Annotated in this window: 13 protein-coding genes; all 13 read left to right on the top strand. The window is 57.4% G+C overall.

The window, feature by feature from the left end; translation table 11 throughout:
- The first annotated feature begins 53 nt into the window (after window positions 1-53).
- The 13 genes from BXY66_RS00945 to BXY66_RS01005 all read left to right on the top strand — a co-directional run bounded on the left by BXY66_RS00945 (window position 54) and on the right by BXY66_RS01005 (window position 12,530).
- The gene (locus BXY66_RS00945; RefSeq protein WP_132858317.1) at window positions 54-701 is read left to right on the top strand and encodes a sulfotransferase family 2 domain-containing protein; all 648 of its coding nucleotides are present in this window, start codon (window positions 54-56) and stop codon (window positions 699-701) included.
- A 78-nt stretch (window positions 702-779) separates the two neighbouring features.
- Window positions 780-1,757, top strand: a complete 978-nt coding sequence (locus BXY66_RS00950) for an oxidoreductase (RefSeq protein WP_132858318.1) — start codon at window positions 780-782, stop codon at window positions 1,755-1,757.
- Between the two features lie 216 nt (window positions 1,758-1,973).
- Window positions 1,974-2,621, top strand: coding sequence for a 2-hydroxychromene-2-carboxylate isomerase (locus BXY66_RS00955; protein WP_132858319.1), 648 nt, complete (start codon window positions 1,974-1,976; stop codon window positions 2,619-2,621).
- Window positions 2,622-2,730: 109 nt separating this feature from the next.
- A complete protein-coding gene (locus tag BXY66_RS00960; RefSeq protein ID WP_132858320.1) occupies window positions 2,731-3,213 on the top strand; it encodes a hypothetical protein in 483 nt (160 codons plus the stop codon).
- Between the two features lie 694 nt (window positions 3,214-3,907).
- On the top strand, window positions 3,908-4,195 hold the full coding sequence (locus tag BXY66_RS00965) for a co-chaperone GroES (RefSeq protein ID WP_132858321.1): 288 nt from the start codon (window positions 3,908-3,910) through the stop codon (window positions 4,193-4,195).
- Window positions 4,196-4,233: 38 nt separating this feature from the next.
- Window positions 4,234-5,880 carry a chaperonin GroEL gene (gene groL, locus BXY66_RS00970; RefSeq protein ID WP_132858322.1) on the top strand — a complete coding sequence of 549 codons (1,647 nt, stop codon included), beginning with the start codon at window positions 4,234-4,236 and terminating at the stop codon, window positions 5,878-5,880.
- A gap of 270 nt (window positions 5,881-6,150) precedes the next feature.
- Window positions 6,151-7,431, top strand: coding sequence for a tetratricopeptide repeat protein (locus BXY66_RS00975; protein ID WP_243694260.1), 1,281 nt, complete (start codon window positions 6,151-6,153; stop codon window positions 7,429-7,431).
- A 186-nt stretch (window positions 7,432-7,617) separates the two neighbouring features.
- The gene (locus tag BXY66_RS00980; RefSeq protein WP_132858323.1) at window positions 7,618-8,181 is read left to right on the top strand and encodes a DMP19 family protein; all 564 of its coding nucleotides are present in this window, start codon (window positions 7,618-7,620) and stop codon (window positions 8,179-8,181) included.
- Between the two features lie 141 nt (window positions 8,182-8,322).
- On the top strand, window positions 8,323-8,607 hold the full coding sequence (locus tag BXY66_RS00985; RefSeq protein ID WP_132858324.1) for a barstar family protein: 285 nt from the start codon (window positions 8,323-8,325) through the stop codon (window positions 8,605-8,607).
- A gap of 570 nt (window positions 8,608-9,177) precedes the next feature.
- The gene (gene rsgA, locus BXY66_RS00990) at window positions 9,178-10,269 is read left to right on the top strand and encodes a ribosome small subunit-dependent GTPase A (RefSeq protein WP_132858325.1); all 1,092 of its coding nucleotides are present in this window, start codon (window positions 9,178-9,180) and stop codon (window positions 10,267-10,269) included.
- A 95-nt stretch (window positions 10,270-10,364) separates the two neighbouring features.
- Window positions 10,365-10,679: a phage tail protein gene (locus tag BXY66_RS00995; RefSeq protein ID WP_132858326.1), complete on the top strand. Its 315-nt coding sequence runs from the start codon at window positions 10,365-10,367 to the stop codon at window positions 10,677-10,679.
- A gap of 90 nt (window positions 10,680-10,769) precedes the next feature.
- On the top strand, window positions 10,770-11,324 hold the full coding sequence (locus tag BXY66_RS01000) for a hypothetical protein (protein ID WP_132858327.1): 555 nt from the start codon (window positions 10,770-10,772) through the stop codon (window positions 11,322-11,324).
- Window positions 11,325-12,530, top strand: a complete 1,206-nt coding sequence (locus BXY66_RS01005) for an MFS transporter (protein WP_243694261.1) — start codon at window positions 11,325-11,327, stop codon at window positions 12,528-12,530. It begins immediately after the preceding gene.
- The last annotated feature ends 37 nt before the right edge of the window (window positions 12,531-12,567 follow it).

Below are 12,567 nucleotides of genomic sequence, written 5' to 3' on the forward strand. Positions count from 1 at the left end.
AAATCCGGTCGGTTGCAGTTGACGGTTTGACGTGGGGTTGCAAGGGTGCCGCCATGTTATCGCGCCATCACAAAACGATCTTTGTGCATGTCCCCAAGACGGGCGGGCAGAGCGTGGCGCAGGTCTTTCTCGAAGACTTGGGGCTGAGTTGGGCAGAACGGGGCGCATTATTAATGCGGCGCGGCGAAACCGGTCAGCCAGAGCGGTTGGCGCATCTTTATGCGCGGGAATATGTCGGGTTGGGTTTTGTCACGCAGGAAGAGTACGACGCCTTCACCACGTTTGCCGTAATCCGGCATCCCTATGAGCGCATGGTGTCGGAATACATCTATCGCATGGGGGCACTGGACTGGGTTGCGCAGTATGTCCCTCTGCTTCGGTCGAGGCGGTTCGAGGCGTTTCTCGAGCAGACCTTTGATGACCCAAATAGCGATGCGGCCCGGCATTTCGCGCCGCAAGTGAACTACGTCATGGACGGTGCAGGCGCGTTGATGGTGGATCATATTGTGGATCAGGCGGATCTGGCGGCAGGCCTGTCGCCGGTTTTCCACCGGATTTTTGGTCAGGACATCGAGGTGCCTCGTCGCAACATGAAGCGCGAAGCGCACGGGTTCACGGCGGGTGTATTGAGCGCACGCCAGAAAGAGATGATCTGGCGGCGTCACCGCGAGGATTTCGAAGCCTTCGGATTTGAACGCTGAATTTGGCACGATCTGCAATTGTCGGTGAACGATTGCATGGCCACTTCCGATCAAAGGTGTTTTGGAGAGGAAATTGATATGGCGAAATCTGATCAAGTGCCGGTGGAGCACGGGTTTGGCCCGCGCCCCGAGGCGGCAGACGTGGTTGCGGACATCGATCTTGGCGGTAAGACAGCCGTTGTGACCGGCGGTTACAGCGGGCTGGGATTGGAGACCGTGCGCGCTTTGGCTGGCCGAGGTGCGCAGGTGATTGTACCGGTCAGGACACCTGAAAAGGCGGAAGCGGCGCTTGCCGACGTTGCCGGAGATGTTGTGGCCCTGCCGATGGACTTGTCGGAAATCAAGACCATCTCGCGGTTTGCGAACGAATTGGCGAATTCGCTGAACAAGCTGGATCTGCTGATCAACAATGCGGGGATCATGGCTTGTCCGATGGAGCGTGTCGGTCCGGGCTGGGAGAGTCAGTTTGGTGTGAACCACATGGGCCATTTCGCTCTGACGCAGGCAATGATGGGGCTGCTGAGCGCGGCGGAGGCACCGAGGGTGGTGAGCCTGTCATCGACCGGACACAAGCTGTCGCCAGTCCGCTGGGATGACATTCAGTATGAGAGCACGGAGTATGACAAATGGCAGGCCTACGGGCAGGCCAAGACGGCTAATGCGCTGTTTGCCAATGCGCTGTCGCGGCGCCTGAAGGTCACGGACGGGCTGGCGTTTTCGGTACATCCGGGCGGGATTTTCACGCCGTTGCAACGGCATTTGCCGAAAGAAGAGATGATCGCGCTGGGCTGGCTTGGTGAGGATGGCGAGCCGTCTGAGCTCGCTAAGCAGGGCTTCAAAACGCCGGAGCAGGGGGCGGCGACCTCGGTGTGGGCGGCGACCTCGCCGCTGCTGGAAGGCAAGGCAGGCGTCTATTGCGAGGATTGCAATATTGCGTCGCCGACCGATCCGGATAGCCCGACCGCTCGTTATTTCGGGGTGGATGATCACGCCACGGATGATGAGGCAGCAGAGCGGCTTTGGGCTGTGAGTGAGGCGTTGCTGAACGCGGCTTGAGGTGAAATTTTCTTGGTCCGGATCAGGCCGTCAGGCCCCGGGCCGCGCCCTGGGCTCAGCCCGTTCGGACCTGAATTGATCCACAGGATCAATTCCTGGACGGTCCTCACTCCCCACGGGAGGGCGCTTTCGCTTCCTCCCAGGGTCGGGCGCGGCCCCTATTCGTTGATAGCTTCAGGCGCTTGAATTTTAGAGCCCTGCTGCTAGCGTCGCTCCATGACCAAACGCTCTATCGAATACTTCTATTCCACCCATTCCGCATTTGCCTATCTCGGCGCCCAACGGCTGGCCGAGATTTGTGATGCGCATGACTGTCATTTGATCCACCGTCCGTTTGAACTGTCGCCTGTCGTCGAAGCTGCCGGCGGTTTGTCCTTTGCGGGGCGGACGCAGGCGCATGTGGATTATTTCTTTGGCCGCGAGATCGAGCGCTGGGCGGAGTATCGCGGTCTGCCGGTGATTGCACATCGCCCGACCTATCACGACAACGCGCTACATCTGTCCAGCGGGATGTTGATTGCAGCAGAGCAGGCGGGGCTGGATGTGGATGCGCTGTCGTTTGCGCTGTTGCAGGGGCATTGGCGCGACGACATTGATCTGAACTGCCCCGAGGATTTGGCGCGGGTGGCTGCGGCTGTGGGCGTCGATGCGGCGCCCTTGTTGATGGCGGCGATGACGCCGAATGTGCAGGCGGTGTTTCAGGACAACACGCAGGAGGCCTTGAGGCGTGGGGTCTTTGGCTCGCCGACGTATTTTGTCGATGGGGACATGTTTTACGGACAGGACCATCTGGAGCTGGTGGAACGGGCGCTGATGCAGCCGTTTGCGGTGAGCGGGTTTAGGAACCCGCCGGTGGACGGGTAGGCAGAGGCTCTGGATTGAGCCGCCAAGCAACTCGTTAGGGCGAAATTGACACATGCATTGCGCGAGTTTAGCGTTTTGAAATCATTTTAAAGGGTTTTAGGCTACAATTATGCGTTCATTTTTTACCGCTGCCGCCGTTTTGTGTGCGGCCACCTCTGCTCATGCCATCGAAGGGTTCAACATCTGTCTTCATTCGGTCGCGGCGCACTCTGTTCGCTTATGCCAAGCCGCCTGTAATTCAAATTGTGCGGTTCCGATTGGGCGCGGCGATGTCCGTTTTTATCAATGGAATTACCCTCAGATTCCGGTGGTCTGTGCAACGTGGGACAAGGCTGGTGGGCAAACTGGTTGGGCCGAGACGTCGTATCTCGCTTTGCCGCCACAAGCGTTCAAAACCAAGGGCACCCTTCCGGACCCCGCGATGACCAACGTTAACCCGACATATTCCGACATGAACCCTGGGGTGGTGTATTCGATCTACGTCAGCGGCGAGACGACCTTTCGGTCTGATCTGTCGTCGATCCCGGCAAATGTCCATGGCTGCGCCAATGCGTCGACCGGGACGAACAGGGTTATTGTTGTCGGCCCTTGAGGGGAGGAATTTGTTGGACGAGCGCCGGAAGTGTCCCAAAATATCAGGACCGTTATCTTTCTTTAGGGAATTCTAACGTGCGACTTAATTTTCGGGCGATTTGTGGGGCTATTCTTGCGATCTCTCTATCTGGATGCGTTCAGACCAAGACGTCCTCGACCATTGTTTTGGATGCTGAGGCAATGGGTGCGCATGAAAGAGGCGCGCTGGCTTCGGCACTTCTCCAAAAAGCTGATAAGCTCGGCGGCAGGTGTGTACTGGTGAACAAATCGCGAAGCTGGCATAGCTGCAACAGCCTCTCTGGTGGGCAAGATGTGAGACTTTCCTTCGGGTATCGTCCAAACGGGGACTACGGAGTTTCTATTTCTTCTACGGTGGTGCATTGGTTGCCTCCTAAGCCCGACAGCGTCACGGCTGGCGCGTTGCTTCCGGAGCTTCATCGAGGTCTAGAGCTTTGGGCATTGGACACGATTTCCAACGATGTGGTTTTGTCGGCGCACCGGAGCTATCTCGGATATGACTTTAGGATATCCTTACAAGATTAAAAAACTTCGCCCCCGCCGTTGACTCCTCCCGCCGCTGCCCCTACCTCTTTCGCCGTTAGCACTCGACCCGAGTGAGTGCTAATCGCCCAAGCGGTGCCGCAGAATGGCATCGGGGCGTGGGAGAAACTTTGAGTGAAGGAACCTCGAAGATGGCATTTACACCGCTGCACGATCGCGTGCTTGTACGCCGCGTTGAAAGCGATGAGAAAACCGCAGGCGGGCTGATCATCCCCGATAGCGCAAAAGAGAAGCCGGCAGAAGGCGAAATCGTTTCCGTAGGCGCAGGCCTGCGTGACGACGCTGGCAAGCGCGTAGAACTGGACGTCAAAGCTGGCGACAAAGTTCTGTTCGGCAAGTGGTCCGGCACCGAAGTCACCGTTGACGGTGAAGAGCTGCTGATCATGAAAGAATCCGACATCATGGGCATCATTGCCTGATCGTCTGACCGACATTTACGAAATTAGGAGCCTTTAAAATGGCAAAAGACGTCAAGTTTGACACCGATGCCCGCAACGCAATGCTGCGCGGCGTGAACGTTCTGGCAGACGCCGTAAAAGTGACCCTCGGCCCGAAAGGCCGTAACGTGGTTCTGGACAAATCCTTTGGCGCACCGCGCATCACCAAAGACGGTGTATCCGTGGCCAAAGAGATCGAGCTGGAAGACAAGTTCGAGAACATGGGCGCACAGATGGTGAAGGAAGTTGCTTCCCGCACCAACGACGAAGCGGGCGACGGCACCACCACGGCGACCGTTCTGGCACAAGCCATCGTCAAAGAAGGCCTGAAGCAGGTTGCAGCTGGCCTGAACCCGATGGACCTGAAGCGCGGCATCGACCTGGCAACTGCGAAAGTTGTTGAAGGCATCGTTGCTTCCGCACGCGAAGTCAAAGACTCCGACGAAGTTGCACAGGTTGGCACCATCTCCGCCAACGGCGAAGCCGAAATCGGCCAGCAGATCGCAGACGCGATGCAGAAAGTTGGCAACGAGGGCGTGATCACCGTTGAAGAGAACAAAGGTCTGGAAACCGAGACCGATGTTGTTGAAGGCATGCAGTTCGACCGCGGCTACCTGTCGCCGTACTTCGTGACCAACGCAGACAAAATGATCGCTGATCTGGACGACTGCATGGTTCTGCTGCACGAGAAGAAACTGTCTTCGCTGCAGCCGATGGTTCCGCTGCTCGAGCAGGTGATCCAGTCCCAGAAACCACTGCTGATCATTGCAGAAGATGTTGAAGGCGAAGCGCTGGCAACTCTGGTTGTCAACAAACTGCGCGGCGGCCTGAAAATTGCTGCTGTTAAAGCACCTGGCTTCGGCGACCGTCGTAAGGCGATGCTGCAGGACATCGCGATCCTGACCGGTGGTCAGGTTATCTCCGAAGATCTGGGCATGAAGCTCGAGAATGTCACCATGGACATGCTCGGCACCGCCAAGAAAATCGAGATCACCAAAGACGAAACCACCATCGTTGACGGTGCAGGCGAGAAAGCCGAGATCGAAGCACGTGTTGCCCAGATCCGCACCCAGATCGAAGAAACTTCTTCCGACTACGACCGTGAGAAGCTGCAAGAGCGCGTTGCCAAACTGGCAGGCGGTGTTGCTGTGATCCGCGTCGGCGGCATGACCGAAGTGGAAGTGAAAGAGCGCAAAGACCGTGTGGACGATGCTCTGAACGCAACCCGCGCAGCTGTGCAGGAAGGCGTGATCGTCGGTGGCGGTGTTGCTCTGGTTCAGGCCGGTAAAGCACTGGCAGGTCTGGAAGGCGCAAACGCTGACCAGAACGCAGGTATCGCAATCGTGGCAAAAGCCATCGAAGCGCCGCTGCGCCAGATCGCAGAAAACGCCGGTGTTGACGGTGCGGTTGTTGCGGGCAAGATCCGTGAATCCGCAGACAGCGCATACGGCTTCAACGCGCAGACCGAAGAATATGGCGACATGTTCTCCTTCGGCGTGATTGACCCTGCCAAAGTGACCCGCACCGCTCTGGAAGATGCAGCGTCCATCGCAGGCCTGCTGATCACCACCGAAGCGATGGTTGCAGACAAGCCGGCGAAAGACGGCGGCGCAGCCGGCGGCATGCCCGACATGGGCGGCATGGGCGGCATGGGCGGCATGATGTAATCACTGTTCGCTTTGCGAACGGTGATGCGACAGGCGATTGGCCTTTGGGCCATTCTGCCGATAGCCGCAGCCCGAGAGATAGAGGGTCGCCTTCGGGCGGCCCTTTTTTGTCAGTGGTGTTTGAGAGTTGCTTGAAGATCAAACTGCAATGGCCGGTTCGAACCCGAAGCGGCCGATCATTCATATCCATGCATAGAGTTTCAGTTTTTGTGCTAGCGTTGTCCAATTGCGAGCAGAACCGTTCGGACGGACTGACAAAAAGGGGAAGTGATGATGCTGGCTGATCGATACGGACTGACACTGACGACCAGTCTACCCCAAGCGCGGGACGCATATGTTGAAGGACTTGATCACATTCTTGCCGCGACCTTTGGCGCTAGTGACGCTTTCACCGCGTCTGTAGCGGCAGATCCCGATTTTGCCCTCGGCCATGTTGGGCTTGCGCGAGCTCGAATGTACGACGGCGATATGCCCGGCGCCCAGGAGGCAATTGCATCGGCACTCTCCTGCGCGTCGGGGCTGACAGAACGTGAGCAGAGCCATCTCGCGGTTTTCGATCTCTTACTTCAGGGCCGTGTGCCCGAAGCCCGAGGCGCGGTTCTGGAACACACTGCAAATCATCCACGTGATGTCTTGGTCGCACAGATTTGCACCAATATTTTTGGCTTGATTGGAATGTCGGGCGAACCAGGTCGGGAAAGCATACAACTTGCTTACACCACAAAACTGTTTGATGCCTTGGGCGAGGACTGGTGGGTAATGAGCGTTCACGGTCAGGCGCTGTGCGAGGTGGGACGGCTCGACGAAGCAATGTCTATGATGGACGGCTCTCTCGCTTTGAACAATGCCAACGCGAATGCCTCGCATTTCAAAGCGCATACACTCTACGAACAGGGGTTTGGGGAAGCTGGCCGCGCCTACCTTGCCGACTGGATTTCAGACTATGATGCGCGCTCTTTGTTGCACGGCCATTTGAGCTGGCATCGCGCTTTGTGGGCATTGGAACAGGAGGATGAAACGGAGCTATGGTCGATTTACGACGGAGCGATAGCGCCCACTACGTCGTTTTCGCTGCCAATTAATGTTCTGACCGATGCTGCAGCTCTTCTGTATCGTTCTGAGATTGCAGGTTTCAAAGTTGCGCCCGAACGTTGGAGGGACCTGAGCGATTACGCATCACAGTTTTTTCCAAATCCGGGCATGAGTTTTGCCGACATACACAGCGCGCTGGCCCATGCCATGGCTGGAGATGGAGAGCGCCTTTCGCTCCTGACCGAAACGCAGTCGGGTTTTGCGGCAGACCTTGTTCGCCCTGTGGCACAAGCTTGGGGTGCGATCGCACGGCAGGATTGGACGGCCGCACTGCAACACCTAACGCCAGTTATGGCGGATCACGCTCGCCTCGGAGGCAGCCGAGCGCAGCGCGACCTATTGGAGCTGACTTACTTGAACCTGCTGTTGAGATCCGGAAATGCTCTAGAGGCGCATCGAACGGCAATAGCGCGACGCCCGATCTTCAGTCAGAGTGCGCCAATTGCTGGATTTGCCTGAGTTGGCTGCGGCTTTCTTGAACAGTTACTTGAAATGAGCCCGGTTTAGCTAAGATGTGAACGACCATTTGGCCCGCATATCAGCCATCCAATAAGGACGGCTTACAAATGCAATCCCGGGCGGCCCTTTTCTTTTCGATACCACTGTGAATAATGCAGGAATATCAACTTAAAGAGGTATTTCTGTATGCTGGAATTGCCTAAATTGGCCGAAGAAGATCTCGCCAAATTCAACCGCGATCAGTCAGACGGTTTTATTCTAGGCGACCTATATGTGGCGATGTTTCCGCAAGACGTCTCTATCGAACTCGGCCAATTGCGAACACCAAATGTTGTGATCAACGGCTATCAAAGCCTACTCGACACTCGACAAATCTCCGAAAACCAGTGGATCGTTTTCTGCGCTTCACACTTAATTGGCGGAATTGCCAACGGTGGCGTTTGGGAAGGTCTATTGGAAAGCTATCCACAACTGGTCCCGGATTGTATTCCGTTACTCACTAAACTCGGATTGGAAGCAGCCGCTGAAGAATTTGAAGCGGTGTTCGCTCCATTGCTGACCGTCCAGAGCACACACAGACGAAACCTTGCCGTTACTGGTCAATTTGATCTTGCTCAATATGGAGAAGACTACGCTGCCGTGGGAGAAATCCTCGACGAGGAGAGGGTTGACGCATTCGAACGCGCTTTTGAGGACACCTACCAAGCGCAAATTGAAAGTGCTGCAGTGAACTTCGTTTTCGACGTATAGACAGGCGGTCCACCCCCGCTCGAATGGTCGCCTTCGGGCGGCCCTTTTTTGTGAATGAGGGTGAGAGTTGCTTAAAGGGCAAAGCGCAATGGCTGTTTTGGGCCCATAGTAACCGCGTCAAATGTATGCAATGCTTGCGCAATGAAGCGAATTTCTATCGACATATCAAGCTGCGAAACGGTTGATGACTTCTACGGTATTTTGCTTTCATCGCTCGATGCACCAGATTGGCACGGGCGAAATTTAGATGCTCTATGGGACAGTATCACAAGCGATATCAACAACATCATGCCACCCTACTGTATCGATTTGTCGGTAGGCACCAATCTGTCAACAAGTGTCGCCGCCTTGTTGCCTCGTGTCAAAGCCCTCTTCGAGGAAGCACGTGAACAGGAACAAATCGAAGTTGAGTTCAAAGTCCGCTAAGTCCGCGAAACAGCCATCTGATCAGGCGGCTCACATAAACAGCTTCGGGCGTCACCCTCATTCTTCAATTTAGTAGCCCGACATCACCGGTTCGCACCCTGGGCTCCGCCCGTTCGGACCAGAATTGATCCACAGGATCAATTCCTTGACGGCCCACACTCACCACAGGAGGGCGCTTTTGCGGTGTTTGCTCAGAGTGTGATGCGTAAGTTTTGTTTGATCCGCGTGGGAAGACTGCAATGCCATGACGCGCCCACTCTGGGTCGGGCGTGGCCCGCTGGCGAGAGGCGCTTACAAGCATTTTCACGTTGGAAAAGCCTTGGCCAAAACCCGCCACGCCGTTTGACAGATCCGCCCAACATGCCCATGTATCCCGCATAAGCATTGGAGATTTTATGGCCCGGTCATTGGAGCAATGATGAGGGGGAGGCAGAGCGGCTTCCCACCTGCACAATCAAACAGAACAACGCGGCAGCGCATTCGCGTCAGGCGCCTGTTTTTCTGCGATTATTTCTCTGTTACCATGGGCGCAAGCGGTGGCTTGGTGCCCGACCATGAAAGATCATACCAATGACACGGGACTATTCCCAATTCATGCCCTCGATGGGCACACACAACACCCCGAAACCTGCGCGCAGCGCGCTTGAGAACCTTGGTTGGCAAGCGTTTTTTGCATCGCAGGTCGATGTGGAAGCCCTCGCGGCAACGCCTCCGGTCCGTGTGACCGAAGTGCACAAATCCGGTGCCAATGTGAAAGGCGACGGCTTTGACGGGCTGATCCCGCCGGGGCTGGAGCTTGCGGTGGGTGACTGGCTGTTGTTTGACGAGGCATTGCCAACGCACAGCCTTCTTTTGGATCGCAAAAGCCTGTTCAAGCGCCGTGCGGCGGGGCATGCGAAGCACTATCAGCTTATCGCGGCAAACGTAGACACGGTGTTTGTGGTCACGTCCTGCAATCAGGATTTCAACGTCGCGCGGCTTGAGCGCTTTCTGGCTCTGGCTTTTGAGAGCGAGGTGGCGCCGGTCATAGTGCTGACCAAGGCCGATCTCTGTGACGACACGCAGCCCTACGTTGATCAGGCGCAGGCGATTTCGGATCGTGTGCCGGTGATTGCAATTGATGCCAAAGCTGGCGATGTGGCGGGTGCGCTTGCTGACTGGTGCGCGCCGGGGCAGACGATTGCTTTTCTCGGCACCTCGGGCGTGGGTAAATCAACGCTTGTGAACGCCCTTTTCGGAGCTGAAAAGGCTGCGACGAGTGGCATCCGCGAGGACGACGCTCGCGGAAGACACACCACTACGGCGCGGCAGATGCACTTTACCGATTCAGGACTTGCAGTGCTCGACACACCGGGCATGCGGGAGTTGCAGTTGGCGGATGCAGAAGCAGGGATTGCCGACCTGTTTGCGGACGTCGTTGAATTGGCCGCGCAGTGCAAATTCAATGATTGCGCCCATGAAACCGAACCGGGCTGTGCAGTGCGGGCGGCGATAGAGGCCGGCGATCTTGATCCGGCACGGCTTGAGCGTTATCGCAAGTTGGCTGCGGAAGAGCGCCATAACACTGAAACGCTGGCCGAGCGTCGGTCTCGGCAGAAGGACTTCGGCAAGATGATCAAGACCGTGACAAAGGCTCACAAAGGGCGCAAAGGGCGGCGGTAAACCAGATTTTTCTCCCGAATCGCAAAGGCTTGGCTTAGCCTGCTTTCAATTGTTTGACGCTTGCGGAATTCAAGAGTTGGATCAGGGGGACAGATATGACCAGAAACTTCAAAGTTGTTTTGGCCTGCGCCGGTGCGTTGGCTTGGGTATCCGCGCCTGCCAAAGCGGGGGACGGGGATTATATCGCTGAGGTCTTCTTGAATGCAGCGACGTTCTGTCCGCGCGGGACAACAGAAGCGGACGGCAAGCTTCTTGCCATCGCGGAATACAGCGCCGTGTTCAGCTTGGTCGGGATGAACTATGGCGGTGATGGTCGCACGACCTTTGCAGTGCCCGACCTGCGCGAGCTTGCACCGCCGGAGATGCGCTATTGTTTCGTGCTTGAGGGGCTTTATCCCTCGCGTCCCTGATGCGCTGAATTTTTTGCCGGTGTGATCCGGACAAGTGCGCGCTGCGTAACCCTTCCAAACCATCCGATAAAGGACCTGGGAGGGTTTGATATGGCGCGCTCTATTACCTTGCGCAGTAAAGCTTTGATTTTCGCCCTGAGCGCGCTTCTGCCGCTTGGATGGGCCGTGCAAGCAATTGGCGAGACGGCTCCACCGGAGGTGACAGCTGTTGTGCCGCAGCCAGCTGTGGCCGGCGAGGGGCAGTTTCGTTATCTCGGCTTCAAGGTTTACGATCTGGATCTTTTCACGTCCGGCGGAAAACGATTTGATGCGGATGCGCCCTTTGCTCTGGCGATCGAGTACGACAGGAAAATCAGGTCGGCAGTGTTGTTGAAAGCCTCACTGGGTGAACTGGAACGGGTTGAGGGCAAAAAGGCCGACCATGACGCCATCATGGGTAAACTTGCAGCGTGTTACCGCGACATCGCTCCGGGCGATCGCATCGTTGCCGCGCCCAGAGGCGCAAATGCCATGTCTTTCTGGGTCAACGGAACCCGCACCTGCACGCTCAACCATCCGAACTTTCGCGACCGCTACATGGCCATTTGGATGTCCGATCGGGCCCGTGATCCGGCGCAGGCGCGGCGCCTGAGGGGGCAGGGCTGAGTGTTTTCTCGCATAGGGCTTTACGCTGCCATGCTGGCGGCGGCGGGTGTGCCGCTGTACATCCACCTGCCGCGCTACGCGACGGTGGAGATGGGCTTGAGCCTGACCACTCTCGGGGCCGTTCTGCTGGGCATCCGTATCATGGATTTCGCACAGGATCCTTTGCTCGGACGCTTGGTGGATCGGCCGGGTGTGTCGCTGAAGGTCTGGGCCGGAATGGGGGCTGCGGGGTTGGCGCTGGGTTTCTGGGGGCTGTTCGGGATGTCCGCAGTCGGCAATCCGGTGGTCTGGCTGGTCGCGGTGTTGGTGGTAATCTTCACGAGTTACAGTCTTTTGACGATCCTGTTTTATGCACAAGGCGTCAGGCTCATGGCGCGTGGTGGGGCAAGCGGGCACTATCGCCTCGCTGGCGCGCGGGAACTCGGCACTGTGGCGGGCATCCTGCTGGCCACCGTTCTTCCAACGGCGCTGGGATATCGCGGGTTCGCGGGGATTTACGTCGGGCTCGCGGTTTTGGCGAGCTGGGCCATGTGGCGGGTATGGTCGCGCGAGGGAGCACCGGTAGACACCGGCGAGCGCATTGGCGCTGTCCTGAAAGTACGGCGGGTCCGGTTCCTGTTGGTTCTCGCGATGGTCAATGCGTTGCCCGTGGCCATCACGTCGACGCTCTTTCTGTTTTTTGTGGAAGATCGACTGGAATTGACCGGATTGGCGGGCCCGTTCCTGCTGCTGTTTTTCGCCTGCGCAGGGGTGAGCGCGCCAGTGTGGTCGCGCGCGGCGCGCACATGGGGCGCCAAGCCAGTTCTTCTCGTCGGGATGGCCTTGGCGATCGCGAGTTTCGTCGGCGTGGCCGGACTTCAACCCGGGGCCGCAACGGGGTTCGCAGCCGTGTGCATCGGTTCGGGACTGGCGCTGGGTGCGGACATGGTTTTGCTTCCGGCTTTGTTTTCGGTCGCATTGGACGAAGAGAAAATTCAAGGCGGCACAGGGTTTGGCCTGTGGTCGTTGGCAGGAAAACTGTCGCTGGCCGTCGCGGCCGCGCTGGTTCTGCCGTTGCTGGAACGTGCGGGTTTCAGACCCGGAGAGGTCAATGCACCGGAGGCGATATCCGCCCTCGTGCTTGCCTATGCCGTGGCACCCTGCATCTTGAAAACCGTGGCGGGCGCGCTGGTCCTTGCCCTGCCCGGTGAGGCGCGCGGAGGCTGAGGCGGCTTGCCTGCCCGGTCTCCGCGTGCCACCTAGG

The sequence above is a fragment of the Shimia isoporae genome (assembly GCF_004346865.1).
GTDB lineage: Bacteria > Pseudomonadota > Alphaproteobacteria > Rhodobacterales > Rhodobacteraceae > Shimia > Shimia isoporae.

Excerpts from the sequence above, each read along its gene's own strand:
- BXY66_RS00985 (WP_132858324.1), top strand. The coding sequence starts at position 8,323 with ATGAAGCGAATTTCTATCGACATATCAAGCTGCGAAACGGTTGATGAC.
- BXY66_RS00965 (WP_132858321.1), top strand. The coding sequence starts at position 3,908 with ATGGCATTTACACCGCTGCACGATCGCGTGCTTGTACGCCGCGTTGAA.
- groL (WP_132858322.1), top strand. The coding sequence starts at position 4,234 with ATGGCAAAAGACGTCAAGTTTGACACCGATGCCCGCAACGCAATGCTG.
- BXY66_RS00955 (WP_132858319.1), top strand. The coding sequence starts at position 1,974 with ATGACCAAACGCTCTATCGAATACTTCTATTCCACCCATTCCGCATTT.
- BXY66_RS00945 (WP_132858317.1), top strand. The coding sequence starts at position 54 with ATGTTATCGCGCCATCACAAAACGATCTTTGTGCATGTCCCCAAGACG.
- BXY66_RS00960 (WP_132858320.1), top strand. The coding sequence starts at position 2,731 with ATGCGTTCATTTTTTACCGCTGCCGCCGTTTTGTGTGCGGCCACCTCT.
- BXY66_RS00980 (WP_132858323.1), top strand. The coding sequence starts at position 7,618 with ATGCTGGAATTGCCTAAATTGGCCGAAGAAGATCTCGCCAAATTCAAC.
- BXY66_RS01000 (WP_132858327.1), top strand. The coding sequence starts at position 10,770 with ATGGCGCGCTCTATTACCTTGCGCAGTAAAGCTTTGATTTTCGCCCTG.
- BXY66_RS00995 (WP_132858326.1), top strand. The coding sequence starts at position 10,365 with ATGACCAGAAACTTCAAAGTTGTTTTGGCCTGCGCCGGTGCGTTGGCT.
- rsgA (WP_132858325.1), top strand. The coding sequence starts at position 9,178 with ATGACACGGGACTATTCCCAATTCATGCCCTCGATGGGCACACACAAC.
- BXY66_RS00950 (WP_132858318.1), top strand. The coding sequence starts at position 780 with ATGGCGAAATCTGATCAAGTGCCGGTGGAGCACGGGTTTGGCCCGCGC.
- BXY66_RS00975 (WP_243694260.1), top strand. The coding sequence starts at position 6,151 with ATGATGCTGGCTGATCGATACGGACTGACACTGACGACCAGTCTACCC.